This window comes from Paramicrobacterium agarici, assembly GCF_002563955.1.
GTDB classification, from domain to species: Bacteria; Actinomycetota; Actinomycetes; order Actinomycetales; family Microbacteriaceae; genus Paramicrobacterium; species Paramicrobacterium agarici.
The window spans coordinates 2,956,404-2,981,677 of record NZ_PDJE01000001.1 but is presented as its reverse complement, the minus strand read 5'-3'; the positions used below and the strand labels follow the sequence as shown (position 1 = coordinate 2,981,677).

Annotated in this window: 23 protein-coding genes; 14 read left to right on the top strand and 9 right to left on the bottom strand. The window is 65.5% G+C overall.

The features are described 5' to 3' along the window. Positions 1 to 86: 86 nt before the first annotated feature. Together ATJ78_RS14545 and ATJ78_RS14540 are read right to left on the bottom strand one after the other, a co-directional pair. Positions 87 to 1,505: an MFS transporter gene (locus ATJ78_RS14545; protein WP_245836344.1), complete on the bottom strand. Its 1,419-nt coding sequence runs from the start codon at positions 1,503 to 1,505 to the stop codon at positions 87 to 89. Between the two features lie 34 nt (positions 1,506 to 1,539). Next, complete coding sequence (locus ATJ78_RS14540) at positions 1,540 to 2,430, bottom strand: arginase family protein (protein ID WP_098408899.1); 891 nt, start codon at positions 2,428 to 2,430, stop codon at positions 1,540 to 1,542. A 125-nt stretch (positions 2,431 to 2,555) separates the two neighbouring features. Here ATJ78_RS14540 and ATJ78_RS14535 point away from each other — a divergent pair, with 125 nt between their 5' ends. The 8 genes from ATJ78_RS14535 (at position 2,556) to ATJ78_RS14500 (ending at position 12,450) form a co-directional block, all read left to right on the top strand. Further along, a complete protein-coding gene (locus tag ATJ78_RS14535) occupies positions 2,556 to 4,067 on the top strand; it encodes a PucR family transcriptional regulator (protein ID WP_098408898.1) in 1,512 nt (503 codons plus the stop codon). A gap of 46 nt (positions 4,068 to 4,113) precedes the next feature. Next, positions 4,114 to 5,190, top strand: a complete 1,077-nt coding sequence (locus ATJ78_RS14530; protein ID WP_098408897.1) for a BMP family lipoprotein — start codon at positions 4,114 to 4,116, stop codon at positions 5,188 to 5,190. Between the two features lie 261 nt (positions 5,191 to 5,451). Continuing rightward, a complete protein-coding gene (locus ATJ78_RS14525) occupies positions 5,452 to 6,537 on the top strand; it encodes a BMP family lipoprotein (protein ID WP_098408896.1) in 1,086 nt (361 codons plus the stop codon). 94 nt (positions 6,538 to 6,631) lie between these two features. After that, on the top strand, positions 6,632 to 8,146 hold the full coding sequence (locus ATJ78_RS14520; protein ID WP_098408895.1) for an ABC transporter ATP-binding protein: 1,515 nt from the start codon (positions 6,632 to 6,634) through the stop codon (positions 8,144 to 8,146). Then, the gene (locus ATJ78_RS14515; protein ID WP_098408894.1) at positions 8,143 to 9,390 is read left to right on the top strand and encodes an ABC transporter permease; all 1,248 of its coding nucleotides are present in this window, start codon (positions 8,143 to 8,145) and stop codon (positions 9,388 to 9,390) included. The genes ATJ78_RS14520 and ATJ78_RS14515 overlap by 4 nt, the downstream gene beginning before the upstream one ends. After that, entirely contained in the window at positions 9,387 to 10,673 is a 1,287-nt protein-coding gene (locus ATJ78_RS14510; RefSeq protein ID WP_098408893.1) for an ABC transporter permease, read from the top strand. The genes ATJ78_RS14515 and ATJ78_RS14510 overlap by 4 nt, the downstream gene beginning before the upstream one ends. Positions 10,674 to 10,681: 8 nt before the next feature. Then, a complete protein-coding gene (locus tag ATJ78_RS14505; RefSeq protein WP_098408892.1) occupies positions 10,682 to 11,092 on the top strand; it encodes a cytidine deaminase in 411 nt (136 codons plus the stop codon). A gap of 59 nt (positions 11,093 to 11,151) precedes the next feature. Next, the gene (locus ATJ78_RS14500) at positions 11,152 to 12,450 is read left to right on the top strand and encodes a thymidine phosphorylase (RefSeq protein WP_098408891.1); all 1,299 of its coding nucleotides are present in this window, start codon (positions 11,152 to 11,154) and stop codon (positions 12,448 to 12,450) included. 270 nt (positions 12,451 to 12,720) lie between these two features. On the opposite strand, the gene ATJ78_RS14495 is transcribed toward ATJ78_RS14500, so the two are convergent. Beyond that, the gene (locus tag ATJ78_RS14495; protein WP_098408890.1) at positions 12,721 to 13,077 is read right to left on the bottom strand and encodes an L-rhamnose mutarotase; all 357 of its coding nucleotides are present in this window, start codon (positions 13,075 to 13,077) and stop codon (positions 12,721 to 12,723) included. A 103-nt stretch (positions 13,078 to 13,180) separates the two neighbouring features. On the opposite strand from ATJ78_RS14495, the gene ATJ78_RS14490 reads away from it, so the two are divergent. From ATJ78_RS14490 to ATJ78_RS14480, 3 genes are all read left to right on the top strand, one after another. Further along, a complete protein-coding gene (locus ATJ78_RS14490) occupies positions 13,181 to 14,311 on the top strand; it encodes an adenosine deaminase (RefSeq protein ID WP_098408889.1) in 1,131 nt (376 codons plus the stop codon). A 104-nt stretch (positions 14,312 to 14,415) separates the two neighbouring features. After that, positions 14,416 to 14,874, top strand: a complete 459-nt coding sequence (locus tag ATJ78_RS14485; protein WP_098408888.1) for a PTS sugar transporter subunit IIA — start codon at positions 14,416 to 14,418, stop codon at positions 14,872 to 14,874. After that, complete coding sequence (locus ATJ78_RS14480; protein WP_098408887.1) at positions 14,871 to 15,146, top strand: PTS sugar transporter subunit IIB; 276 nt, start codon at positions 14,871 to 14,873, stop codon at positions 15,144 to 15,146. Before ATJ78_RS14485 ends, ATJ78_RS14480 begins: the two co-directional genes overlap by 4 nt. On the opposite strand, the gene ATJ78_RS14475 is transcribed toward ATJ78_RS14480, so the two are convergent. Further along, complete coding sequence (locus tag ATJ78_RS14475; protein WP_098408886.1) at positions 15,143 to 16,831, bottom strand: phospho-sugar mutase; 1,689 nt, start codon at positions 16,829 to 16,831, stop codon at positions 15,143 to 15,145. The two genes, ATJ78_RS14480 and ATJ78_RS14475, sit on opposite strands and share 4 nt — an antisense overlap. Then, the gene (locus ATJ78_RS14470) at positions 16,831 to 17,664 is read right to left on the bottom strand and encodes a purine-nucleoside phosphorylase (RefSeq protein WP_098408885.1); all 834 of its coding nucleotides are present in this window, start codon (positions 17,662 to 17,664) and stop codon (positions 16,831 to 16,833) included. Before ATJ78_RS14470 ends, ATJ78_RS14475 begins: the two co-directional genes overlap by 1 nt. A gap of 36 nt (positions 17,665 to 17,700) precedes the next feature. Here ATJ78_RS14470 and ATJ78_RS14465 point away from each other — a divergent pair, with 36 nt between their 5' ends. Next, a complete protein-coding gene (locus ATJ78_RS14465) occupies positions 17,701 to 19,134 on the top strand; it encodes an NAD(P)H-quinone dehydrogenase (RefSeq protein WP_098408884.1) in 1,434 nt (477 codons plus the stop codon). 6 nt (positions 19,135 to 19,140) lie between these two features. Here the strand turns inward: ATJ78_RS14465 and ATJ78_RS14460 are convergent, their stop codons facing one another. The 3 genes from ATJ78_RS14460 to ATJ78_RS14450 form a co-directional block, all read right to left on the bottom strand. Continuing rightward, on the bottom strand, positions 19,141 to 20,097 hold the full coding sequence (locus tag ATJ78_RS14460) for a type IV toxin-antitoxin system AbiEi family antitoxin domain-containing protein (RefSeq protein ID WP_143741434.1): 957 nt from the start codon (positions 20,095 to 20,097) through the stop codon (positions 19,141 to 19,143). Positions 20,098 to 20,301: 204 nt separating this feature from the next. Then, positions 20,302 to 22,071 (bottom strand): acetyl/propionyl/methylcrotonyl-CoA carboxylase subunit alpha, encoded by a 1,770-nt coding sequence (locus ATJ78_RS14455; protein WP_098408882.1) that lies wholly within the window; start codon positions 22,069 to 22,071, stop codon positions 20,302 to 20,304. A 91-nt stretch (positions 22,072 to 22,162) separates the two neighbouring features. Continuing rightward, on the bottom strand, positions 22,163 to 22,594 hold the full coding sequence (locus tag ATJ78_RS14450; protein WP_098408881.1) for a helix-turn-helix domain-containing protein: 432 nt from the start codon (positions 22,592 to 22,594) through the stop codon (positions 22,163 to 22,165). Positions 22,595 to 22,655: 61 nt separating this feature from the next. Between ATJ78_RS14450 and ATJ78_RS14445 the strand changes: the two genes are divergently transcribed. After that, entirely contained in the window at positions 22,656 to 23,123 is a 468-nt protein-coding gene (locus ATJ78_RS14445) for a MarR family winged helix-turn-helix transcriptional regulator (RefSeq protein ID WP_169923474.1), read from the top strand. 152 nt (positions 23,124 to 23,275) lie between these two features. Here the strand turns inward: ATJ78_RS14445 and ATJ78_RS14440 are convergent, their stop codons facing one another. Beyond that, on the bottom strand, positions 23,276 to 23,935 hold the full coding sequence (locus ATJ78_RS14440; RefSeq protein WP_098408879.1) for a Maf family protein: 660 nt from the start codon (positions 23,933 to 23,935) through the stop codon (positions 23,276 to 23,278). A gap of 47 nt (positions 23,936 to 23,982) precedes the next feature. Here ATJ78_RS14440 and ATJ78_RS14435 point away from each other — a divergent pair, with 47 nt between their 5' ends. Further along, positions 23,983 to 25,221: a class I SAM-dependent RNA methyltransferase gene (locus ATJ78_RS14435; RefSeq protein ID WP_098408878.1), complete on the top strand. Its 1,239-nt coding sequence runs from the start codon at positions 23,983 to 23,985 to the stop codon at positions 25,219 to 25,221. The last annotated feature ends 53 nt before the right edge of the window (positions 25,222 to 25,274 follow it).

Sequence of the window (25,274 nt, the reverse complement as noted above, 5' to 3'; positions counted from 1 at the left end):
AAGGAGATTGTGCTGAGTAGAGGAAGAAATCGCCGAAAACGTCCTCGTCCCGGCACTCTTTCCGTGCCTCGGCACACCGAAGGTCGTCAGCCGCGCCCGGATCGCTCCGCATTGAGAATGTGCGCTTCACGTTCAGTCTCGACGTTGGGCTCTGAGCCCTTGAGCGGCTGCCGCGCACTCTCTCGCAGAATGATCACTGCGACGAGTCCGACGACCGACATGCCGATGAGATAAAACGCGGCGGCGAACTCATTCCCTGTTGCGCGAATGAGGGCGTCGATGACGAGCGGAGCGGTGCCTCCGAAGATCGCGATGGAGATGTTGTATGAGACTCCGAGATTCGTCGTGCGGCTGTTCGTGGGAAAGAGCGCCGGATACGTCGAGGCAAGCGTTCCCATGTACAGCGCCACGGGTACGCCGATGAGCGCGAGACCAGACACCGTTCCCCCAAGTGAGCCGCTGCCGAGAAGGGCGAACGCCGGGACGCTCAGCACGATGACCCAGATGGATGCTGCAAAGAGCACCGGCTTGCGGCCCACACGGTCTGAGAGCATTCCGACGAACGGCATGGAACACGCCATGAGCAGAAGCAGTGGTAGCGAGATGAGGTTGCTCTGCACGGCATCGTGCTCAAGAACGGTTGAGAGGTACGTCGGCATGTACGACGTGAACGCATATCCGGCAGAGTTCGCGGCTGCAACAAGCACGATCACCATGAGCATCGCGCGCCAGTTCTCGGCAAATGCGCGAAGCGGGTTCACGCGGAGCCCTCCTGTTGTCGCTCGTGCGCTGCTCTGTTTGAGCAGGGCCGTGAACTGTGGCGACTCCTCGACGCGGAGGCGCAGGTAGATCGCGATGAGGCCAACGGGACCGGCGATCAGGAACGGTGCTCGCCACAGTCCGTCGAGCATGGCCTGCTGGCCGAAGATCACTTGAAGAGCCGTGACGATACCCGCGCCGAGGGCGAACCCCAGGTAGCTTCCAGCGTCGAGGAACGCAGCGTAGAAGCCCCGCTTCTTATCAGGAGACGACTCGCTGATGAATGCGACGGCGCCAGTGAATTCGCCACCCGCAGAAAAGCCTTGCACCATCTTCAGCAAGACGAGCAGGATCGAGCCGACAACGCCGATGACGGCGTACGTGGGAAGCAGCCCTATGGCGAACGTCGCGCCGGCGACGAGGGTCAGTGTGATGAACAAGACGCGCTTTCGCCCGATCTTGTCTCCCAGCCAGCCGAAGAACAAGCCGCCCAGCGGGCGGAGGATGTAGGTGCTCGCGAAGGTGCCGAGCATGAAGACCACTTGCGTAGCTGGGTCTGCTTCGGGGAGAAAGACCGGGCCGAGCGTGACAATGAGGTAGCCGAAGACACCGACGTCGTACCACTCCATGACGTTGCCGACGAACGTGCCGAGCACGGTTCGCCTGAGCTGTCGGCGTTTTACGACGGTGATGGAACCCGTCTCTAAGGGACCGTTGAATGCTGTGTGGCCAGGGTTGCGTGTCACGACAAAACTCCGTTGTTCGCGGGGCGGGTGAGGTTCAGAGCTGGTTCTTCACCTGTCCGAAGACGGCGAAGTAGTAGCAGAGGTAGGCGGCGAGGGTCGACGTCATGTCCCTGTGGTCAGTCATCGGATTTACCTCCGTCACCGCAAACGAATCGCAGTGCGGGGCGAGGGCACTGACAACGTCGATGGCTTGGCGCGAGGTGATGCCGCCCGGCTCCGATGCTCCGGCACCGGGCGCGTGAGCCGGGTCAATCGCGTCAATGTCGAAACTCAGATGCACGTGGGCGGCGCCCGCAATTCGCTCGAGAATTCGCTCCGCGACTGCCCGGCTGCCGATTTCGTCAAAGGCGCGCGCTGTGATCTGTGCCGGGCCATCAGTGACGACGTAGCGGCGCGAAGAAGGGAAGTTGAAATGTCGCAGCCCGACTTGGATGCTGTGGTTGCGGCTCGCCCGCGGGAGCTCAAGTGATCGGCGCATACCGCTCGACTGACTGTGCCGCCCCTGCTGCTCGTTTTCGTCCATGACGTCGAGGTGGGCGTCGAAGTGGATGACAGCGACACTTCCGTCGTCGGTGCCGTCATGCAGCCCGCGGCTGCCCGCGTAGAGAAAGCAGTCGTCCCCGCCGAGAAGGATCGGAACGTTGCCTCCGCGAATGCTTTCGCCCAGGCGTGCGCTCGTGTTGACGAGTGTCGATTCAAGGTCGTGAGCTATCACCTCCGCATCTCCGCCGTCGATGAGCTTGGGGGCTTGGTGCAGCTCGCCACTTTCGAGGGAATAGACCTCGCCGTGCTCGACGCGCATCGTGATCCACTCAAGGGCGCGACGGATCGCTCCCGGCGCGTATCGAGATCCTGGAATGCCCAGAGTCGACGCGCCGTCGTAGGGCGCCCCGATGATCTCGAAGGTCCGCGGTGATTGTGACATGAAACAATCCTCAATTCAGTGGCGTGCAGTGCACTCAGTCTCGTGGTGTGCCGTCACCGCACCAATCATTGTGTGCGTGAACATTGAAGCTATAATTCGCGGTAAACGTGAAACCGGAGGTATGAATGGGCGTAACCGTCGCGGATCTCGTCAGCGATCCGTCATTTGAACTGCGCTGCCTCGCCGGACACGAGTTGCTGGGTCGACAGATTCGCTGGGTACACGTGTCAGAAATCGGCGACCCGAGCCCGTGGCTATCGGGTAACGAGCTTCTGCTGACGACCGGGCTTGTCGAACGCACGGACGAGGAGGTGTTTGCCTTCTTCGATGCGCTGGCGGCGACACGGGTCGCGGCGGTCGGCTACGGCACGGGATTCGTTCACGACGACGTTCCACCGGTATGGATTTGTGCGGCGCTCAGGTACGGCATTCCGGTGCTGGAGATTCCACTGTCGACGCCATACATTGCAATCGCCGAATTCGTCTCCCGCAAGATTGCCGTTGAAGAGCTGAGTCAGGTCAACCGCATGCTAGATGTTCAACAACGACTCGCTCAGAATGAGCAGACGGAGGCACTCGTTCGTGACAGCCTCTCGAAGCTCGCGCGGGTGCTCGATGCAACGGTCGTCGTGCAGTACGACGACGGTTCACTCGACGTCATCGACGGTGTCGTATCCCTCGACGCCAGCGATCGCGACACCGTTGTCCACGAGATGCAGGTGCACCGCGGCTCAGCGCGCCACAGCACGACGACGGCGATTGGTGATCTCTACATTCACGCGGCGAAGGCTGACGGAGCGACTCTCGGGGTCGCGAAGCGAAGTCGCTATTCGCCTGTTGAGCAGAACATCATCGGCTCGGTCGCGACGGCACTCAGGCTGTCTGCAGAGTCTGCCGTTTCGGATGCGCTGCGACTGCGCGAAGCTTTGTTTCAGCTCGTGATCGTCGACGAGATGCCTCCAGAGCCACACGTGATAGATGTCCTCCTATCGGACATCGAGAATTGCGCCATCGTGCACGCGAGCAGCGATGGCGCAGCGTCGCAGGTACTCGCCGACGCGCTGCAGAGCACGATGGGAAAGGCGGGCTTGCCATGCCTCGTCTGTGCGACTTCGTCGGCAGTCATTGCGGTCGTACCCGATGCGGCGATCGACTCGTTACGTTCGTCGGTGACAGCATTGATGAGTGACAACGAGAACGCTCGATTGTGGAGCGTCGGGGTGAGTAGCGGCAAGCATCGCCACGACGTGATGGAGCTCCTGCGCGAAGCTGCGGTCGCACATCGAATCGCGGCGCGAGGCGTGAAGCCCGCGATTCTTGAGTACTCGGACGTCGTGACCGTCGATTCTGCGCAGATGTGGATGAGAGAAGCGGCAGATGAGCCTCTGCTTCGTGAATGGCGGAAGCGGCTCGAGAGAGCGAGTGGGCGGGAGGCGACACACGTCAGCGCCCTGCGAGCGTTCCTCCGATGCAACGGGGCACGGGAAAAGGCGGCGCGTTCGCTGGGCATCCACAGGCAGACGTTGAACGCCCGTCTCGTTGAGGTAGAGAAGGTTCTCGGAGTTTCGCTCGATGAGCCGCGAGATCGGGTTCTGCTGTGGCTTGCGTTTGAGGCGTTGGAGGAGCGACGCGCATGACTTCAGTCGCTACTCTGGGAGCAAACCACTGCGTGAAAGGACGCCGATGTCTCGTCGACCCTTTGCCCGATTCGCTGCGCTCGCCGCAGCATCCGCCCTCATTCTGACCGGCTGCGGGCAGGCGCCCGAACCCGACGCCGGAGCAGGCGACGAAAAAGGCGCCGACTACTGCGCTCGCATGGTGACGAACTCGGGCGGGCTTGAAGACCGGTCGTTCAACCAGTCGAGCTGGGAGGGCCTCGAGCAGGCGCAAGAGAAGTTCGGCATCGACGCTCAGGCGATCGTGTCGAAGACACCGAGCGACCTCGAGCCCAACGTCGAGCAGGCCGTCGACACCGGATGCCGGCTTATCGTGACCGTCGGATGGGAGCTCGCCGAGTACACCCAGGCGGCCGCAGAGGCCAACCCCGACCGCCACTTCGCAATCGTCGATGAGCAGCTCGAGGGCGACAACATCACGTCCGTCGTCTTCAACACGGCCGAAGCGGCGTTTCTCGCGGGATACCTCGCGGCGGGGGTCAGCGAGACAGGCACTGTCGGCACGTTCGGCGGCGGAAACCAGCCTCCCGTGACGCTGTTCATGGACGGCTTCGTCGACGGCGTCGCCCACTACAACGAGGTCCACGACGCCGACGTTGAGGCACTCGGGTGGGACAAAGACGCCCAGGACGGCCAGTTCACCGGTGACTTCGAAGACGTCAACAAGGGCAAGGCCACGGCTGAGTCCCTCATTCATCAGGGCGCTGACGTGATCATGCCCGTTGCGGGTCAAGTCGGCGAGGGGGCAGCGGCTGCGGCGGCCGATTCGGACGGCGTGTCGATCATCTGGGTCGACAACGACGGCTACGAGACGCTGCCCGAAGAGTACCGCCCGCTTGTTCTGACGAGCGTGCTCAAGAAGACACAGGATGCTGTCACCGACATCGTGAAGCGCGACCTCGACGGCGAGCTCACGAACGAGCCGTTCGTCGGAACGCTCGAGAACGGGGGAGTCGACATCGCCCCATTCCATGACATGGAGGATGCCGTCGGCGACGACCTCGCCGCCGAGATCGACGAGCTTCGCCAGCAGATCATCGACGGCGATGTTGAGGTGACGTCACCCAGCTCACCGACGGCATGACAGCATCCGACACCCCCGTTCGGGTGCTCTGAAGTGCACGCGCGTGCTCATTCGTTGGGGGCTCTCGAGGCCGATTGCTCATATGAGCACAAACGTGCGCCGTGCGCGAAAAGCGGCTTACGATCGCTCCACACGGTTCGAGTTATCGATGTGTAACACTTCGAGGTCGAAGTGCGAAAACGCGCAAATGGGGCACGACACATTCGGTAACCTGAGCCTGAATCCCTGCGGCACCGCAGGCTGCGCAACCTGGAGGTCACCTTGACAATCACAACCCGAAAGGCCGTCATGAGCGGTCTTGCTGGCCTGGGCGTCGTCGCCCTGCTCGCCGGCTGTGGTCAAGCTCCCGAGTCCACCGGAGACGGCGGATCGGGCGGCGAGGCCATCGATTACCTGCCCTGCATCGTCTCCGACTCGGGCGGGTTCGACGACAAGTCGTTCAACCAGTCCAGCTATGAGGGCCTTGTCAAGGCCGCTGACGAGCTGGGCATTGAAGAGAAGCACGTCGAGTCGGCATCTGAAGCCGACTTCGCGCCGAACATCACCAGCCTTGTCGATCAGGGCTGCGACATGATCATCACGGTCGGCTTCCTGCTCGCAGACGCGACGAAGGAAGCCGCCGAGAAGTACCCCGACGTCAACTTCGTGATCCTCGACGACAACTCGATCGACATGGAGAACGTCAAGCCGGTTGTCTACAACACGGCTGAGGCTGCCTTCCTGGCCGGCTACGCGGCTGCGGACACCTCGAAGACCGGCACGGTCGGCACCTTCGGCGGAATGCAGATTCCGACGGTGACCATCTTCATGGACGGCTTTGCTGATGGCGTTGCGTACTACAACGAGCAGAAGGACGCCGACGTCAAGGTCGTCGGCTGGGACGTCGAGGCTCAGCAAGGCCAGTTCACCGGCGGATTCGACGCGAACGAGACGGCGAAGCAGACGGCGACGTCGGTGCTCAACCAGGGCGCAGACGTCCTGCTTCCGGTCGGCGGACCGATCTTCCTCTCGGGCATCGAGGCGATCAAGGACACCGGTGACGACATCGCCATGATCGGTGTCGACGCTGACGTCTACCTCACGGCAGACTCCGACAACGAGCTGTTCCTCACGTCGATCATGAAGCAGATGACGCAGGGCGTCTACGACATCGTCACGACGGCTGCGAAGGGTGACTTCAGTGCAGAGCCCTACGTCGGAACGCTCGAGAACGAGGGCGTCGGCATCGCTCCGTTCCACGACTGGGAAGACGAGGTGAGCGACACCCTTCAGGGCGAGCTCGACGAGATCAAGGCCGGCATCATCGACGGCTCGATCGAGGTCAAGTCACCGTCGTCGCCGAAGTAGTCGCTGACACGCAACTCACAGCACTGCGGGGGAGGCCAGTTACCCGGCTGGCCTCCTCTGTTGTGACGGACGCACTAACCGTAGGATCCCTAACATGAAGCTCGAACTTCGCGGCATCACCAAGCGATTCGGTTCGCTGACGGCCAATGATCACATCGACCTCGTTGTCGAACCGGGCGAGATTCACTGCCTGCTCGGCGAGAACGGGGCAGGCAAGTCCACCCTCATGAACGTGCTCTACGGCCTTTACCAGGCCGACGAGGGCGAGATTCTCCTCGACGACGAGGTGCAGCATTTCTCCGGCCCGGGAGACGCGATGCGGGCCGGCATCGGCATGGTGCACCAGCACTTCATGCTCATTCCCGTCTTCACCGTGGCCGAGAACGTGATGCTCGGACATGAAGCAACAAAGTTCGGCGGCGCTCTCGATCTCGCCGCCGCCCGCAAAAAAGTTCTCGAGATCTCAGACCGCTTCGGCTTCAACGTCGACCCCGATGCGCTCGTCGAAGACCTCCCCGTCGGCGTGCAGCAGCGCGTCGAGATCATCAAGGCGCTCTCGCGTGACGCCAAGGTGCTCGTGTTCGACGAGCCGACGGCGGTTCTCACGCCTCAGGAGACCGACGAACTCATCGACACGATGCGCCAGCTCAAGGCCGGCGGCACGTCGATCGTCTTCATTACGCACAAGCTCCGCGAGGTGCGCGAGGTTGCGGACCGCATCACCGTCGTTCGCCTGGGAAAGGTCGTGGGCGAGGCGGAACCGACGGCAAGCAACAGCGAGCTCGCGACACTCATGGTCGGTCGCGCGGTCGAACTGACCGTTCAGAAAGACGAGCCGAAGCTCGGCGACGTCGCGTTCTCGGTGAAGGACCTCAACGTCATCGATCCGCTCGGCCTCAAGGTCGTCAACGACGTGAGCTTCGACGTGCACGCCGGTGAGATCCTCGCGATCGCGGGTGTTCAGGGCAACGGGCAGACCGAACTCACCGAGGCGATCATGGGCCTGCAGCCGCGTATGACCGGCACCGTCAGCCTCAACGGCACAGACCTCTCCGGGCTCCCGGTTCGCAAGGTTCTCGACGCTGGCGTGGGGTACGTGCCCGAGGACCGTTCCGAAGACGGCATCGTCAAGAACTTCACGATCTCAGAGAACCTCATGCTCGATCGTGCAAACGGAGCGCCGTTCGTGAAAGCGGGGAGCCTGCAGCTTGCCTACCGCGATCGCTTCGCCCGCGATACCAAAGAGGAATTCGACATTCGAGCGCCCTCCGTCGAGACGAACGCGGGCAATCTCTCCGGCGGAAACCAGCAGAAGGTCGTGCTCGCGCGCGAGCTCAGCCGCGAGCTGAAGCTGTTCATCGCAGCCCAGCCCACGCGCGGAATCGACGTGGGGTCCATCGAGTTCGTGCACAAGCGCATGGTCGAGACCCGCGATGCCGGTATTCCGGTCGTCGTCGTGTCGACGGAACTCGACGAAGTCGCGGCACTTGCCGACCGAATCGCGGTCATGTATCGCGGCTCGATCGTGGGCATCGTGCCCGGAGACACCTCACGAGACGTGCTCGGCCTCATGATGGCGGGCGAGAAGCCGACGGGAGCTGCAGCATGACCGACGTCGAGACAGCAAAGAAGCCAGACGAAGCCCCGCGGTCGAACCAGCTCGCGTCGCAGATCATGAACAGCAGCACGGTCATGACCGTGCTCGCCGTGGTGATCTCGCTCGTCGTCGGTGCCGTGCTGATCGCCGTGACCGACAGCAAGGTCCAAGCGACCGCCGGATACTTCTTCGCCCGGCCGACGGACATGCTCGCCGCGATCTGGGATGCCGTCTCCGGCGCCTACATTGCGCTCTTCAACGGCGCGATCTACAACACCAACCGCGACTCGTTCCTCGGCGGAATCAAGTCGATCACAGACACGCTCCACCACGCGACGCCGCTTATCGCGGGCGGGCTCGGCGTGGCGCTCGCGTTCCGCGCCGGCCTGTTCAACATCGGCGGTCGCGGTCAGATGCTCGTTGCCGCGGGCGCGGCAGGCTGGGTCGGCTTCTCGTTCCACCTGCCCGTTTGGATTCACCTTCCGCTCGCGGTCATCGCGGGTATTGCCGCCGGCGCGCTGTGGGGCGGACTCGTCGGATACCTGAAGGCACGCACGGGAGCCCACGAGGTGATCCTCACGATCATGCTCAACTACGTGGCGTTCTATCTGATTTCGTGGATGCTGCGCACGCCCGGCCTGCTTCAGGCGCCGGGAACCGTCAATCCCGAATCGGCGCCCATTCTGCCCAGCGCGATCCTTCCGCCGATCTTCGGGGACCGGTACAACCTGCATGCCGGATTCATTCTGGTCATTCTCGCGACGGTGTTCGTGTGGTGGCTGCTCAACCGGTCGAACCTCGGCTTCAAGTTCCGCGCCGTCGGTGAGAACCCCAATGCCGCGCGCACCGCGGGCATCAACGTCAAGAGCATGTACATCTGGGCGATGCTGATCGCGGGTGGCCTCATGGGCATCGCGGGCGTCTCGCAGGTGCTCGGCACGATCACGAGCGGCTTCAGCTCGGGCATCGATGCCGGAATCGGATTCGACGCCATCACCGTCGCCCTTCTCGGCCGCAGCACACCGTGGGGCACCTTCGCGGCCGGCGTGCTGTTCGGAGCGTTCAAGGCCGGCGGCTATGCCATGCAGGCCGGCGAGGGCATTCCCATCGACATCGTCCTCGTCGTGCAGTCGGTCATCGTTCTCTTCATTGCCGCACCGCCGCTCGTGCGTTCGATCTTCTTCATTCCGAAGCCGGGGTCGCGCGGTTCCAAACGCAATACCCCCAACGTCTCGAAGGAGGTGGCGGCGAAGTGAGCACTGTGTCCCACTCCGCAGAGACCTCGGTCTCCGAAAGTCTCGAAGTCGCGAAGGTGCGCAGCTGGAAGGCGCCGATCGCGTTCGCCGTCGTCACCATCGCAGCGCTCATCTTGTTCGTTCTGCTCGCTCGAGAGGGCGACACGACGTTCAAGCTGTCCAACGACTCCGACGCGATCGTGCTGCCCCCGCTCGTCATGAACGCGGCGGTGACGGGCGTCGTCGTGACGATTCTGCTCGCGCTCATCACCGCGGTGTCGGTCTGGCGCACGATCAACTACCAGACGACGTGGCTCTGGCTCATCTCGCTTTTCGCCGCGCTGTTCCTCATCGGGTTCTTCGCGTGGGCAGCAGCCGGTGGCACGGTTCCGCTTCCCGGCTTCCTCCTCGGGACCGTCGCGCTGTCGGCGCCGCTGATCTTCGGCGCCCTCGGCGGCGTCATCTCTGAGCGCTCCGGTGTCGTCAACATCGCGATCGAGGGGCAGCTGCTCGCGGGCGCCTTCAGCTCGGCGGTTGTCGCGTCGGTCACGCAGAACCCGTACCTCGGGCTCATCGCCGCGATGATCGCGGGCATGCTCGTGAGCTTCATTCTTGCGGCGTTCTCGATCAAGTACTTCGTCGACCAGATCATCGTCGGCGTCGTCGTCAACGTGCTCGTGCTCGGCCTCACCTCGTTCCTCTACTCGCAGGTGCTCACCGAGAACACTCCGCTGCTCAACAGCCCGCCGCGCTTCGAGCGCATCAGCATCCCGTTCCTCAGCGAGATCCCGCTGATCGGGCCGGTGTTCTTCCGCCAGACGATCATCATCTACGTCATGTACATCGCGATCGCGCTTGTGTACTGGGGCATGTTCCACACCAAATGGGGACTCCGCGTCCGCGCTGTCGGCGAGCACCCGCAGGCGGCAGACACCGTCGGCATCCGGGTGAACACGACCCGATTCTGGAACGTCTCTCTCGCTGGCGCGATCGCCGGCTTCGGCGGCGCGTACTTCACGCTCGGCTCGGTCGGCGGGTTCACCAAAGACATGACCGCCGGCATGGGCTTCATCGCCCTTGCCGCCGTGATCTTCGGTCAGTGGAACCCCATCAAGGCGACGCTCGCGGCGCTGCTGTTCGGCTTTGCGACGAACCTGCAGAACCTGCTCGGTGCCCTGGGCTCGCCGGTCGAGAGCGAGTTTCTGCTGATGCTGCCCTACATCGTGACGATCCTCGCCGTCGCCGGCTTCGTCGGACAGTCGAGGCCACCCGCCGCAAGCGGCAGTCCGTACATAAAGTCCTAGGAGGGGCCGTGACCGACGCAGACTCGATCGACTGGGGGCGGCTTCGGGATGCCGCATCCGCCGCCATGAGCAATGCCTACGTTCCGTACTCGAAGTTCCCCGTCGGCGCTGCGGCATACGCGTCAGACGGTCGCATCGTCACGGGGTGCAACGTCGAGAACGCGAGCTACGGCGTCGGCCTGTGCGCCGAATGCGGTCTCGTCTCGAACCTCGCGATGACCGGCGGAGGCCAGCTCGTTGCCTTCGCCTGCGTCAATGGCAACGGAGAGACGCTCATGCCGTGCGGGCGCTGCCGCCAGCTGCTGTTCGAGCACTCGGCGCCCGGGATGCTGCTCGACACCGTCTCGGGAATCCGCACGATCGACGAGGTGCTTCCCGACGCGTTCGGCCCGCGCCAGCTCGACGAGTTCAGTCGCTGACCAGCGACGCGCTGCGGGCGGAGGCTCACCAGCATCCGCTCGCCCTCAGAAAGGAACACATGACCGAGAGCATCGAGGCGTTCGACGCCGTCGACATCATTCGCACGAAGCGAGACAGGGGAGAGCTGTCGACGGCCGAGATCAACTGGCTCGTCGACGCCTACACGCGCGAGTACGTCGGCAATGAGCAGATGGCGGCGCTCGCGATGGCGATTCTGCTCAACGGCATGACGCGCCGCGAGATCAAGGACCTCACTCTCGCCATGATCGCGTCGGGCGAGCGCATGGACTTCTCGGGGCTCGGCAAGCGCACCGTCGACAAGCACTCCACGGGCGGTGTCGGAGACAAGATCACGCTGCCCCTCATGCCGCTCGTGGCATCGTTCGGCGTCGCCGTGCCGCAGCTGTCGGGGCGCGGCCTCGGCCACACGGGCGGAACTCTCGACAAGCTCGAGTCGATTCCGGGGTGGCGCGCCAACTTGTCGAACGACGAGATGTTCGCCCAGCTGCGCGACATCGGCGGTGTCGTCTGCGCTGCGGGCTCGGGGCTCGCTCCCGCAGACAAGCGGCTCTACGCGCTGCGCGATGTCACGGGCACGGTCGAGGCGATTCCGCTGATCGCGTCGAGCATCATGTCGAAGAAGATCGCCGAGGGCACCGAGTCGCTCGTGCTCGACGTGAAGTTCGGGTCGGGCGCGTTCATGACCGAGTACGCGAAGGCCGAGGAACTCGCGCGCACCATGGTCGAACTGGGAACGGATGCTGGCGTCGCGACGTCAGCGCTGCTGACCGACATGAACGTGCCGATCGGCACCGCGATCGGCAATGCCAACGAGGTGCGCGAGTCGGTCGAGGTGCTTGCGGGCGGCGGGCCTGCCGACACGGTCGAGCTCACGATCGCTCTCGCCCGCGAGATGCTCACGCTCGCGGGGCAGCCCGATGCCGACGTCGAGGCGGCGCTTGCCGACGGCCGCGCCATGGACGTATGGCGTCGCACGGTGATCGCGCAAGGGGGAGATCCGGATGCTGCGCTGCCGACCGCGCGCGAATCGCACACGGTCACGGCAGCCCACGACGGCGTGCTCGTGCGGCAGGAGGCTCTTCCGTTCGGCCTCGCCGCCTGGCGTCTCGGCGCGGGTCGTGCTCGCGCGCAAGACCCGGTGCTGCACGCGTCGGGCATCGACCTGCACGTCAAGCCGGGGGAGGCCGTGACGGCGGGGCAGCCGCTCTTCACGCTCTCGGCCGACGACGATGCCCGCTTCGCGCGTGCCCTCGACGCGCTTGAGGGAGCCTACGAGGTTGACGCGGCAGCGAGCCCGTTCGAGCGGAAGCCGCGCGTCGCCGCCCGCATCGGCTGACACTCATGCCGGCGGCGCCGCGCTCGCCTCGGCTGACACTCGTGCCGGCGCCGCTCCGCCTCACGGTGCCGCTAGGCGCAGTGCCTGCTGCGCCCCTGACTCCGCACAACACAGCGACTTGCAGAAAATGGCTGTGATTCACGACACCGGGAACAGCCATTTCGTGCAAGTCACTCTCAGCGGTGGCCATCGCGCGGCGTGGCGCGACATTTATGGCACCTGGGCAGCGGGAGACGGCGTTCAGGGCGCCGAGCGGGAGGTGCGGCCCCTCTACGCCAGGTGGAAGTACTCGGTGAGCCGCTCGCTCGCGGCATCGGGGTTCGACTCCGACACGAAGTACTCGGCCATCGTCGCCTGCCAGCGCGCGTTGACGTCGGTCTCGGCCATCTCACGCTGCGCTCGCTCGTAGTCGTCGGTCTCGAGGTAGCCCACGACAAGACCGTCCTCGGCGCGCAGAAACAGCGAGTAGTTGTGCCAGCCCGTGCGGCGCAGCGCGTCGAGCATGTCGGGCCACACGTGCTCGTGCACCGCGAGGTAGTCCTCGACGCGGTCGGGCTTGAGGTGCATGAGAAAGCACACGCGCTCACGACGCGGCACGGCGTTCTCGACGGGTTCGCTCTGCGGCATGGGTGACACTCCTTCGAGTCGGGTGGCGACAGCATCCGGAGCCAATGATACGTTTCAGAACCGGATGCTGTTCAGCGTCGCCGCCGCACGGTAGCCTGAGGGCGTGACTGATCTCGACGATGACTACTCGCTCGGCCGCGTCAACCTGCGAGACGTGCCCAAGGTGTCGCTTCACGATCACCTCGACGGAGGCCTGCGCCCCGCCACCATTCTCGACCTCGCCGACGAAGCGGGCGTGAGCGTCCCCGAGACGGATGCTGACGACCTCGCCGACTGGTTCGTGTCGCAGTGCAACGCGGGCAACCTCGTCGACTATCTGTCGACGTTCGACCTCACAACCGCCGTGATGCAGACCGACGACGCCCTCGAGCGTGTCGCGCGCGAGTTCGTGCATGACCTCGCAGACGACGGCGTCGTGTACGGCGAGGTGCGGTGGGCGCCCGAGCAGCACCTGGCGCGTGGACTCAGTCTCGACGAGGCCGTCGAGGCCGTGCAGGCGGGACTCGAGGCGGGCGTTGCCGACATCGAGCGGCTGGGCCGCAGCATCCGTGTGGGTCAGCTTGTCACCGCCATGCGGCACGCCGACCGCGGTCTCGAGATCGCCCAGCTCGCGGTGCGCCATCGCGACAACGGCGTCGTCGGTTTTGACATCGCCGGTGCCGAGGCAGGATTTCTGCCCAGCAGGCATCGCCTCGCGTTCGACTACCTCGCGCAGAACCACCTGCCGGTCACCGTGCATGCGGGCGAGGCTGATGGGCTGGCGTCGATTCAGAGCGCGCTCGTCGACGGTCGCGCCCTGCGGCTGGGGCACGGCGTGCGCCTCGCCGAAGAGATCGAATCGGTGCGCAGCGACGACGAGAACACGTACGTGTCGCTCGGCAGACTCGCGGAATGGGTGAAAGACCGCGAGATCGCGCTCGAACTCAGCCCGTCCTCGAACCTGCAGACCGGAGCCATCGACCAGTGGGGCACAGAGATCGCCGACCACCCCTTCGACGTGCTGTACCAGCTGGGCTTCTGCGTCACGGTCAACCCTGACAACCGCACGCAGTCGGGCACGACTCTCACGCGCGAGCTCGCGCTTCTCGCCGACGCATTCTCGTACGATCTGGCCGACATCGAGACGTTCCAGCTCAACGCTGCGCAGTCCGCGTTCTTGCCGCTCGAAGACCGAGAAGACCTTGTGGACGTCATCAGTCAGGGCTTTGAAGACGCCGAGAGTTACGGCGCGTGACCTTGCCGGTCAGGGGTCTCCCATAAAATGGATGCTGTTGGGAGCGCCCACCCGATAATCGGGTGCGTGCGTCACGAGCCCACGCTGAGCTTCTGAGAGTGCCGATGTCGTTGCCACCGCTTCCTGATTCCGCCCTGACCCTTGGTGCGACGGCGCGAGACTGGAAGCACGCGGTGACGCTTGCCGGCCGAGCCCTCGAGGCGAGCGGTGCCGTCACGGCCGAGTATGCCAAGCGCATGGTGCGGGTGGTCGAGGAGTTCGGCGCGTACATCGTGATCGCGCCAGGACTCGCTCTCGCTCACGCGCGGCCAGGGCCCGACGTGCACACCGAAGGTCTTTCTGTCGTGACACTCGCGGAACCGATCGCCTTCGGTCACCCGCACAACGACCCGGTATCGGTGGTGATCGGGCTTGCCGTGCGCACGCCAGAAGAGCACGTCGCCGGCGTCGCCGCGCTCGCGAACGCGTTCAACGACGCGTCGACGATCGAGCGGCTGACGCGCGCGACAACGGCAGACGAGGTGCGGAGCATTCTGAGCATCGCCGAGGAGGTCACGTCGTGAAGCGCATTGTGACGCTGTGCGGAGTCGGCGTCGGCACGTCGGGCATTCTCAAGGTGAACGCCGAGCGCGTGCTTGCTCGGCTCGGCATTGAGGCGTCGGTGACGGCGACCGACGTCGAGCATGTGCAGGCGGATGCTGCCGACGCCCAAGTGATTCTGACGTCACCCGAACTCGTGCAGCACATCGGGCGCACGTTTGCCGACATCGTCGAGATCAACAGCTACGTCGACCTTGATGAGATCGAGCGCAAGCTCGACGAGGCCCTCGGCTAACGCTCGGCGACCCGCGTCGAGAACGCGTCGAGGTCGTCGCGGATGCTGGCGAGCACAGCGCGCGCCTTCTCACTCTGATCCGCAGGACCAGTGACGTCGATGTAGTACTTGAGCTTCGGCTCCGTACCGCTCGGTCGCGCCATCACACGTGATCCGTCGGCGAGCGTGAAGCGCAGCGCATCGGTCGCCGGGAGGTCGCTCGATCCGTCGCGCAGATCGTCGACCTGCGTCACCTCCACGCCGCCGAGTGTCGTCGGCGCGTTGTCGCGCAGCTCCGCCATGAGCGCGGCGATGAGCGACAGATCGGTCACGCGCACCGACAGCTGGTCGCTTGCGAAGAACCCGAACGTCTCGGTGAAGCCGTCGAGCATCTGCGCGACGGTGACGCCCTCTCGCTTCGCCTCGGCGGCCATCGCGAGAAACGCAACGCCCGCCGAGATGCCGTCCTTGTCTTTGACAGCATCCGGATTCACGAGATAGCCGATGGCCTCCTCATACCCGAACACGAGCCCGGGAACGCGCGACACCCACTTGAAGCCCGTGAGTGTCTCGACGAAGTTCAGCCCGTACTCCTTCGCCACGGCGCCAAGCGCGGGCGACGACACGATCGTGCACGCGAGCGTCGCGCCGGACACATCGGTCGCTGCAGCGGCGCGGGCAGCGTTCCAGCCGAGCAGCCACCCCACCTCGTTGCCCGTGAGCTGGCGGTAGCCCTCGGCGCTCTCGGCGTCGGGAATCGCGATCGACATGCGGTCGGCGTCGGGGTCGTTCGCGATGATCAGGTCGGCTCCGACCTCGCGCGCGAGCGCGAACGACAGGTCCAGTGCTCCGGGCTCCTCGGGGTTGGGAAAGGACACGGTCGGAAACTCGGCGTCGGGCTCCTGCTGCTCGGCCACCGAGGCGATGCCGGAGTAACCGCTCGATTCGATGACGCGCGAGAACGTCTCCCAGCCGACGCCGTGCATTGCCGTGTACACGACGCTGAGCTGTTCGGCGTCGCGGGGAAGCAGCGCCGACGTGGCAGCCACGTACGCGTCGACGACGGACTCGTCGGCGACCTCGAACGACGTGCTGCGCGGCAACTCGAGAACGTTCTCGTCGCGCGCGACCCGCTCGATCTGCTCGGCGATGTCGCCGTCGGTCGGCGGCACGATCTGCGAGCCGTCGTCGGCGCCGCCGAGGTACACCTTGTAGCCGTTGTCTTTCGGCGGGTTGTGGCTTGCCGTCACCATGACACCGGCGGATGCTGCGAGGTGACGCACCGCGAAGGCGAGAACGGGGGTCGGCAGCAGTCGCGGCAGAAGAACCGCGCGCACACCGGCTCCCGCCATGATTTCTGCCGTGTCGCGCGCGAACACGTCGGAGTTCGTGCGGCCGTCGTAGCCGATCACGACAGACGGTGCGTGCTCGCGCGCGCGGAGGTACGCTGCGAGGCCGGCGGCGGCCTGCGACACGAGAACGCGGTTCATGCGCGCTGATCCGGCGCCGATGCGCCCGCGGAGCCCCGCCGTGCCGAACGAGAGGCGCGTGTCGAACCGCGCGTGAAGCTCGTCGAGGGCGATCTCGCTGCCCGCGGCAGCATCCCGAATCAATGTGTCGAGCTCGACACGCGTCGTCTCGTCTGGGTCTTGCGCGAGCCAGGCGGATGCTGTGTCGATGATGGGGTCGTGCGTGTTCTCTGTCATCACAGCTCCGCGACGATTCGGGCCAGAAGCGAGCTGATCTCGGCCTCGGCGGCGCGCCCGGCCTCGATCACCTCTTCGTGGCTCAGCGGCGTCGCCTGAATGCCGGCGGCGAGGTTGGTGATGAGCGACATGCCGAGCACTTCCATGCCGGCCTGACGCGCGGCGATGGCCTCGAGCGCTGTCGACATGCCCACGATGTGGCCGCCGAGGGTCTTGGCCATCTGCACCTCTGCGGGCGTCTCGTAGTGCGGGCCGCGGAACTGGCAGTAGACGCCCTCATCGAGCGAGGGGTCGATGCTGTGCGCGATGTCGCGAAGGCGCTGCGAGTAGAGGCCGGTGAGGTCGACGAAGGTCGCACCCTCGAGAGGCGAGTCCGACGTGAGGTTGATGTGGTCGTTGATGAGCACGGGAGTGCCGGGCTTCCAGTGCTCTTTGATGCCGCCGGCGCCGTTTGTGAGGATCATCGTGGTCGCGCCGGTCGCTGCTGCCGTGCGCACGGAGTGCACGACGCGGCGAACGCCGTGACCTTCGTAGTAGTGGGTGCGGGCGCCGATGACGAGCGCGCGCTTGCCGTTGGGAAGCAGAATAGAGCGGATCGTACCGACGTGGCCCTCAAGAGCGGGCTTCGAGAATCCCGTGATCGCTGTCGCGGGGACGGTGGCCGTCGTCTCTCCGATGAGATCGGCGGCCTTGCTCCAGCCGGAACCGAGCGTCAGGGCGATGTCGTGGTGGTCAACGCCGGTTTCGCGGGCGATGTCGTCTGCCGCGAGCTGTGCGATCTCGAACGGGTCGCCCGTTGCAGCATCCAGCGGGTTTGTGTGCGTCTCTGGCATCCACCCAGTCTAAGCCGTGCAGATAGACTCGGGTATATGGCGTATGAGTTCGAACGCAAGCAGCGAATCGCTGTTGTCGGCGGTGGCCCAGGGGGCTACGAAGCAGCACTCGCCGGAGCACAGCTCGGCGCAGAAGTGACCCTGATCGAGAGGGCCGGAGTCGGCGGATCCGCGGTGATCACCGACGTCGTTCCCTCGAAGGGCCTCATCGCGACGGCCGAGGCGGCGAAGTCGATCAGCGGGGCGTCGGACCTCGGCGTTCAGTTCTTTGCGCGCCACGACACGACGGGCAAGCCGATTCGCCCTGAAGTGACGGTCAACCTCTCTGCCGTGAACAAGCGGCTCACGTCGCTGGCGCGGCAGCAGTCGGAAGACATGCGCGCGAACCTCGTGCACGCGGGTGTGAGCATCGTGCAGGGCGAGGGGCGCCTTGACGGCGACAATGCCGTGATCGTCTCGACGAAGCAGGGAGGCACGGACTTCGACCGCGTCGAGGCCGACACGATCGTCGTCTCGGTGGGTGCGTCGCCGCGCGAATTGCCCGCCGCGAAGCCCGATGGGGAGAGGATCCTCACCTGGACGCAGCTGTACGAGCTCGACAGCATCCCCGAGCATCTGATCGTCGTCGGATCGGGTGTGACCGGCGCCGAATTCGCGTCGGCGTACTGCGTGCTGGGGGCGAAGGTGACGCTGATCTCCAGCCGGGATCGCGTGCTGCCTGGCGAGGACATCGACGCAGCCAACGTGATTGAGCGCGTCTTCAAGCGCGACGGCATGCATGTGCTCAACAAGTCGCGCGCCGAGAAAGTGGAGCGCACAGAGAACGGCGTCGTCGCGACGCTCACAGACGGGCGCACAGTCGAGGGCAGCCACTGCCTCATGGCGGTCGGCTCGGTGCCGAACACGCAGAACGTCGGACTTGAAGAGGCGGGCGTTCAGCTGACCGAGTCGGGGCACATTCGCGTCAATCGCGTCTCGCGCACGTCGATCCCGAACATCTACGCGGTCGGGGACTGCACGGCAGAGATACCGCTCGCCTCTGTTGCATCGATGTCGGGTCGCACGGCCGTGTTCCACGCGATGGGCGACGTCGTGAACCCGATCGAGGTGCGCAACGTCACGTCGAACATCTTTACGCAGCCCGAGATCGCGACCGTCGGCTGGAGTCAGCGCGAGATCGAAGAGGGAATCGCGCAGGGAACGATCTACAAGCTCCCGTTGACGGCGAACCCGCGGGCGAAGATGATCGGCGTGCGCGATGGCTTCGTCAAGCTGTTCGCTCGCGAAGGGTCGGGCACCGTGATCGGCGGCGTGATTGTCGCGCCGCGCGCCTCGGAGCTGATCTTCCCGCTGGCGCTCGCCGTCGAGCACCGGCTCACGGTCGATGAGGTCGCGAGTGCGTATACGGTGTACCCGTCGCTCACGGGGTCCATTTCGGATGCTGCTCGCGCGATGCACATCGTGCTCTGACGCGCGTCAGGCTGGCAGCATCCGCGGGCCTTCACAGGGCAAGCCCGCGCTCGTGAGGGTTTCGCGGAGCCGCTGTGGGTCGTCGAGATCGCGTTTCTCCCAGCGCGAGAAGGCGTCGACGTTGCGGCGAATGGCGTCTTCGCGCCGCTTCTCTGCCACGACGATCTGGTCTGCTGTGCGGCCGTTTTGATAGCGGGGCGACAGGTACTTTCCCCTGCCGTCGAACTCGCCCCAGTGCCGGTACTTCTTCCACCAGAAATCTGCGCGGTAGGTCTTGCCGTCACAGTTCATACTGAACTGCAATTGGGGCGGCGGAAAGCCAAGCTGATGAATGAGCACCCGGCTTCGGGACTCTTGCACTGAATCTGAGCGATCTGTTGAGAACTCAAGCGCTTTGAGCGCTCTCGGGCGCCCTGGCAGATTGCGGCCAGATTCAAATGCCTCTGTGAGCTCGGCGATGCTCGCGAGGGGGCGCCGGCGAGAGCGCACGCTGTCGAGCATCGCAACCGCGTCGGTGAACGGCAGCTGGCACGCAAGGTCGTATGCAGTTCGAGGCACCGTCGTAACGGAGATTCCGTCGACGATCGTGGTCTCTTCTGCACTGAGCGGCGCACGGTGCCGGACGACAGCTCCCTCTGAGCGCCCGCCGCGCTTGCTTTCACGGCACTCCGTGACGTGCACCTTGTCGGGCCAGGGGCCGAGGAGAGAGAAGACGTGAACGCCTGCGGCCGAGTAGTGCGAGAAGGTGGGCGACTTCAGTCGTCTCTGCTGCGCGTGCACGCGGAGCGTGTGCTTGAGCTCTGGAAAGGCGGGGGCCCAGATAGCGCTCGGTGCGTAGACGCCCGGCGCAACCTTCACGATCTCACCGCTCTTCACACGGCGGGTGATCTCGTTGAGGGAACCGCCGGCGGCAACGTAGTCGGCGCGGCGTATGAGCTTCGGCTCTGATTCTTCTCGGTTCACACCGTGATTCTTGCGCGTCCTCGCCACGCGAGCCCTCCGACGCCAGCAGATTGTGGACGACCGCGGCGCTTGCCAGCATGGGGACGGAGAATGCGCCAAGAACGTGTCGGTGGAGAGGTAACGTTACCTCTCCACCGACACGTTCTTGGCGCTAAAAGAGAGAGCGGGGCGGGGGCCGCTGGGAGGAGACGAGAGGGGGAAGGGTTAGGCGTCGACGATTGAGAGCAGGCGGTGGCCCGAAGAGACGGTCTGGCCGACCGGTGCGTTGATGTCGGAGACCACACCGTCACGAGGGGCAGCGATCGGCTGCTCCATCTTCATCGCCTCAAGCACGAGCAGCAGATCGCCCTTGACAACCTTCTGCCCTTCCTCGGCGACGACCTTCACGATCGTTGCCTGCATGGGCGCCGCAATGTCGTTGCTGCTCGACGTCGACGTCGCTCGCGCATGACCGCCGCGCTTCGGAGCCGCCGGAGCGACACGCTGCGTCCCGGCCGAGGTCGGCAGAATGCGCGACGGCAGGCTCACCTCCAAGCGCTTGCCCGAGACCTCGACGACGACACTGTGGCGTTCGTCGATCGGCTTCGGATCGCCGAGCTCGCCGTCCCACGGCTCGATGTCGTTGTCGAACTCCGTCTCGATCCACCGCGTGTACACGCCGAACGTGCCGTCTTCAGCGGTGAAGGCCGGGTCGTTGACGATCTTGCGGTGGAACGGAAGCACCGTCGGCATGCCCGTGACCTCGAACTCCTCGAGAGCACGACGCGACCGCTCCAGCGCCTCGGCACGGTCTTTGCCCGACACAATGAGCTTGCCGAGCAGCGAATCGAACGCACCCGAGATCTCATCGCCCGTGGTCACACCCGAATCCAGACGGATGCCGGGGCCGCCGAACGTGCGGAATTCATGGATCGGGCCCGGCTGCGGCAGGAAGTTGCGGCCCGCGTCTTCGCCGTTGATGCGGAACTCGAACGAGTGACCGGTCGGCTCCGGGTCGTCGTAGTCGAGCTCGCCGCCCTCGGCGATGCGGAACTGCTCGCGCACGAGGTCGATGCCCGTGACCTCCTCGGAGACCGGGTGCTCGACCTGCAGTCGAGTATTGACCTCGAGGAACGACACGGTTCCGTCTTTGCCAATGAGGAACTCGCATGTTCCCGCGCCGACGTAGCCGACCTCGGCGAGGATCGCCTTCGAGGATTCGTAGAGCTTGGCCGTCTGCGCATCGGTGAGGAACGGTGCCGGCGCCTCTTCGACGAGCTTCTGGTGGCGGCGCTGCAGCGAGCAGTCACGCGTCGAGATCACGACAACGTTTCCGGCAGCATCCGCCAGGCATTGGGTCTCAACGTGACGTGGCTCGTCGAGGTACTTCTCGACGAAGCACTCGCCGCGGCCGAACGCTGCGACGGCCTCGCGCGTGGCCGACTCGAACTGCTCGGCGACCTCGTCACGGGTGCGCGCAACCTTGAGGCCGCGGCCGCCGCCGCCGAACGCCGCCTTGATGGCGACAGGCAGGCCGTGTTCGTCGACGAACTCGAGCACTTCGTCAGCGCCGCTGACAGGGTTGAGGGTTCCGGGAGCGAGCGGTGCGCCCACTTTCTCGGCGACGTGGCGAGCGGTGACCTTGTCGCCCAGCTTCTCGATCGCATCCGGGGAGGGGCCGATCCACGTGAGCCCCGCGTCGATGACGGCGCGAGCGAAGTCGGCGTTCTCGGCCAGGAAGCCGTAGCCGGGGTGCACGGCGTCAGCGCCGGACCGCCGGGCGACCGACAGCAGCTTGTCGATCACGAGGTAGGTGTCGGCGCTCGTGGTGCCGCCGAGCGCGTAGGCCTCGTCGGCGAGCTTGACGTGCAACGCATCGCGATCCTGATCGGCGTACACCGCGACCGATGAACGGCCCGAGTCACGAGCAGCGCGAATGATGCGGACAGCGATCTCGCCGCGATTGGCGATCAGAACCTTCGTTATTCGTGGCACAGTTCCCTAGCCTAAACCGACCGAGGCTCGAGAAATTGGGTGACCTCCACAAAAATGCTCGAACAACAGTAGCTGTGGCCGACAAAACCCGTCAGACGGGCTCGAGGTTCTCGACCATCCTCTGCAAAGTGGCGATCGTGCGCTCGTACTCGCCCTCGGGCAGTCCGCGCACCGTGAGCTCGCGCGTCACCTGAACCTCGCGGGCAAGGTCGTCGAAGGTGCGTCGTCCCGCGTCTGTGAGCTCGTACACGTCGTCGTTCACGGCGACGAGGCCGCGCTGCTTCAGTGGGTCGAGGTGCTGCTCTGCGCTTTCGCTCGTGTCGAGGAACGGGGCAACAGCTTCCGTGAGGGCGTTGGACGTGGCGGGGCGGCGGGCGAGCGTGTTCAGCAGCTGCCACTGTCGCCGGGAGATGTCGCGAATGCCGAGCGTGCGCTCGAAACGTTCGTCGAGAAGACGGTCGAGAGTGCGCAGGAGCAGTCCGATCGGTGGACGGGCTGGCCGATCGAAAGTAGTTGTATGCATACAACTGTTGTAATTCGACAGCGTCCAGTTGTCAATATGCAACTGTTGTATGCTCACGGTCATGTCGACTGACGCATCGCAGCAAGCAATCGAGCGAGCGCTCGTGCGCATCAGGCGCGCGCAGCAGGCGCGAAGGCTGTACCGAAACGCAGCCGGGGACGATCGAGCGACATCGGCGGACGCGGCGCGGTTTCGCTACCTCGACGCCCTCGACGATGCCGACGACGGCCGCGCCATTTCAGAGATTGCGCGTGCCATCGACGTCGATCGCCCGCGGGCCAGTCGTCTGACACGAGAGCTCCTCGACGCCGGCCTCATCGAGCGCGAATCCCGTCCGGGTGACTCGCGGTACGCGCGCATCCGGCTCACGGCGCGCGGCCGCGAGGTCGTGAACGAGGTTCGCGCAACACGCACGGCGGCCGTCGCTCACGCGCTCGCCGAGTTCACGGAGCAGGAGGCGCGCACGTTCGCCGAGCTTCTCGAGCGATTCGTCGCGGCGTGGCCCGCGCGCGACGCAGAAGGCGAGTGACGGACGCCCGAGCGTGATCAAGAAAGCCGGTTACGCGGACGCTCGGGCGCGGCACAGAGTGCGGCTGACGGGCGAGGCACCGAGCGCGGCTGACGAGGACGCCAGCGCGGAGCGCGCGTGATGCCCGGCACCTGAACGCTCCGGGCGAGAACTCAGGCCGAGTCGGCTGCGCCCGCCGCTGACCCCCACAGCTGCGTCCACTCGTATCCGAGCTCGCGCACAAGCCGTCGCAGCGCCGGAATCGACAGCCCGACGACCGTTGAGGGATCACCTGACACGGAGTCGATGAACGCCGACCCGAGGCTGTCGATCGTGAACGCACCGGCGACGAGCAGGGGTTCGCCGCTGGCAATGTAGGCGCGGATCTCGGCGTCGGTCATATCGGCGGTGAACGAGACATCGGATGCTGCGACGCTGTGTGCCGCAGCATCCGTCGCCAGATCGATGAGCCAGTGCCCCGAGAAGAGCGTTCCGGTGCGGCCGCGCTGCAGCTTCCAGCGGCGCAGCGCCTCGTCGGGAGTGTGCGGTTTGCCGTAGATCGTGCCGTCGAGAACGAACACCGAGTCGCCGCCGAACACCAGGCCCGCGGTCTCGCCGCGCTCGCGCAGCAGCGCAGCTCCCGCCTCGGCCTTGGCACGGGCGAGCAGCTCGACGGTTTGCGCGGGGGTGAGGGGAGCGCCGCTCTCGCGCTCGGCGTCGGCGACGGCAGCATCCTCGTCGACCTCTGGCGCGAAGGCCCGCGCGTCGATGCCGGCCTGGGCCAGCAGCATCCGTCGTGCCGGTGATGTCGAAGCCAGGTGAAAGACGGGCATGGGGTCCTCTCAGGGGGAGCGGCGCTGGTTGTGACATGCTCGAAAGCATGCCAACGTCAGCGCCGGAACAGCCCATCGAGCTCGACATCACCAACGTAGCGCACGGCGGCGTCTTCATCGCCCGCCACGAGGGCCGCGTCGTGTTCGTGAGCGACGCGATCCCGGGTGAGAAGGTGCTGGCACGCGTGACGGATGCTCGCAAGAAGAAGTTCTGGCGCGCCGAGACCCTCGAGGTGCTCGAGCCCTCGGAGCATCGGCGTGAGCACGTGTGGCGCGAGGCATCGATCGAGCGGGACCCCGCCGAGCGCGCGGGCGGCGCCGAGTTCGGGCACATTGAGCTGGCGCACCAGCGCGCCCTCAAGCACCGGGTGCTGAGTGAGGCGTTCGAGAAGTTCGCCGGGGCAGCGGCGCCCGCATTCGAGGTGGAGCCGGTCGCAGGCGACGATGAGCGCGGCGGCCTCGGCTGGCGCACGCGGGTGCGGCTGCACGTCGACGCCGAGGGGCGCATGGGCCCGTACGCGTCGCGCTCGCACACCGTCGTGCCCGTCGAATCGCTGCCGCTCGCGACTCCACGTCTCGCGGAGCTGATCGAGCTCGACGCGCTCGTCGAGGGCGCAGCATCCATCGACCTCATCGATCCAAGCGGCTCAGAGCCCCTGCTCTGCGTCGGCAGCGACGACCTCGCCGCCGCGGGAACCGTGACCGAGCGCGTGGGCGACCGGGAGTTCACCGTCGCCGCGGGAGGGTTCTGGCAGGTGCACCGCGGGGCGGCCGCGACGCTCACCGAGGCCGTGCAGTCGGCGATTGACGGCGCGCTGCTCGACCCGCGCGCCGAGAACCTCGACCTCTATGGCGGCGTCGGCCTGCTCACGGCGGCCGTGCACGACCGGTTCGGTGAGTCGGTGCGCATGACGACGGTCGAATCGGATGCTGCCGCCACACGACACGCGCGGCGCAATCTCACGTCGGGCGAGGCTGTGACGGCGCGCGTCGACCGGTACCTCGCCGGACTGCTCGACCGCCACACCGCTGTTGAGCAGCGCGCGTTCCGCGATGCCACAGTTGTTCTCGATCCGCCGCGCTCGGGAGCGGGCACCGAGGTCACGGCGCAGCTGGCGCAACTCGCGCCCGCGCAGATCGTGTACGTCGCGTGCGATCCCGTTGCCCTGGCGCGCGACGCCGGCGCCTTCGCAGCATCCGGATACCGCCTGACGAGCCTGCGCGCGTTCGATCTCTTTCCGCACACGCACCACGTGGAGGCCGTCGCGTCGTTTGAGCGCGACTGACATCACCTGACCGTCTGCCGCGAGCCTGCTGACTTTGCCGATACGATGAGTGC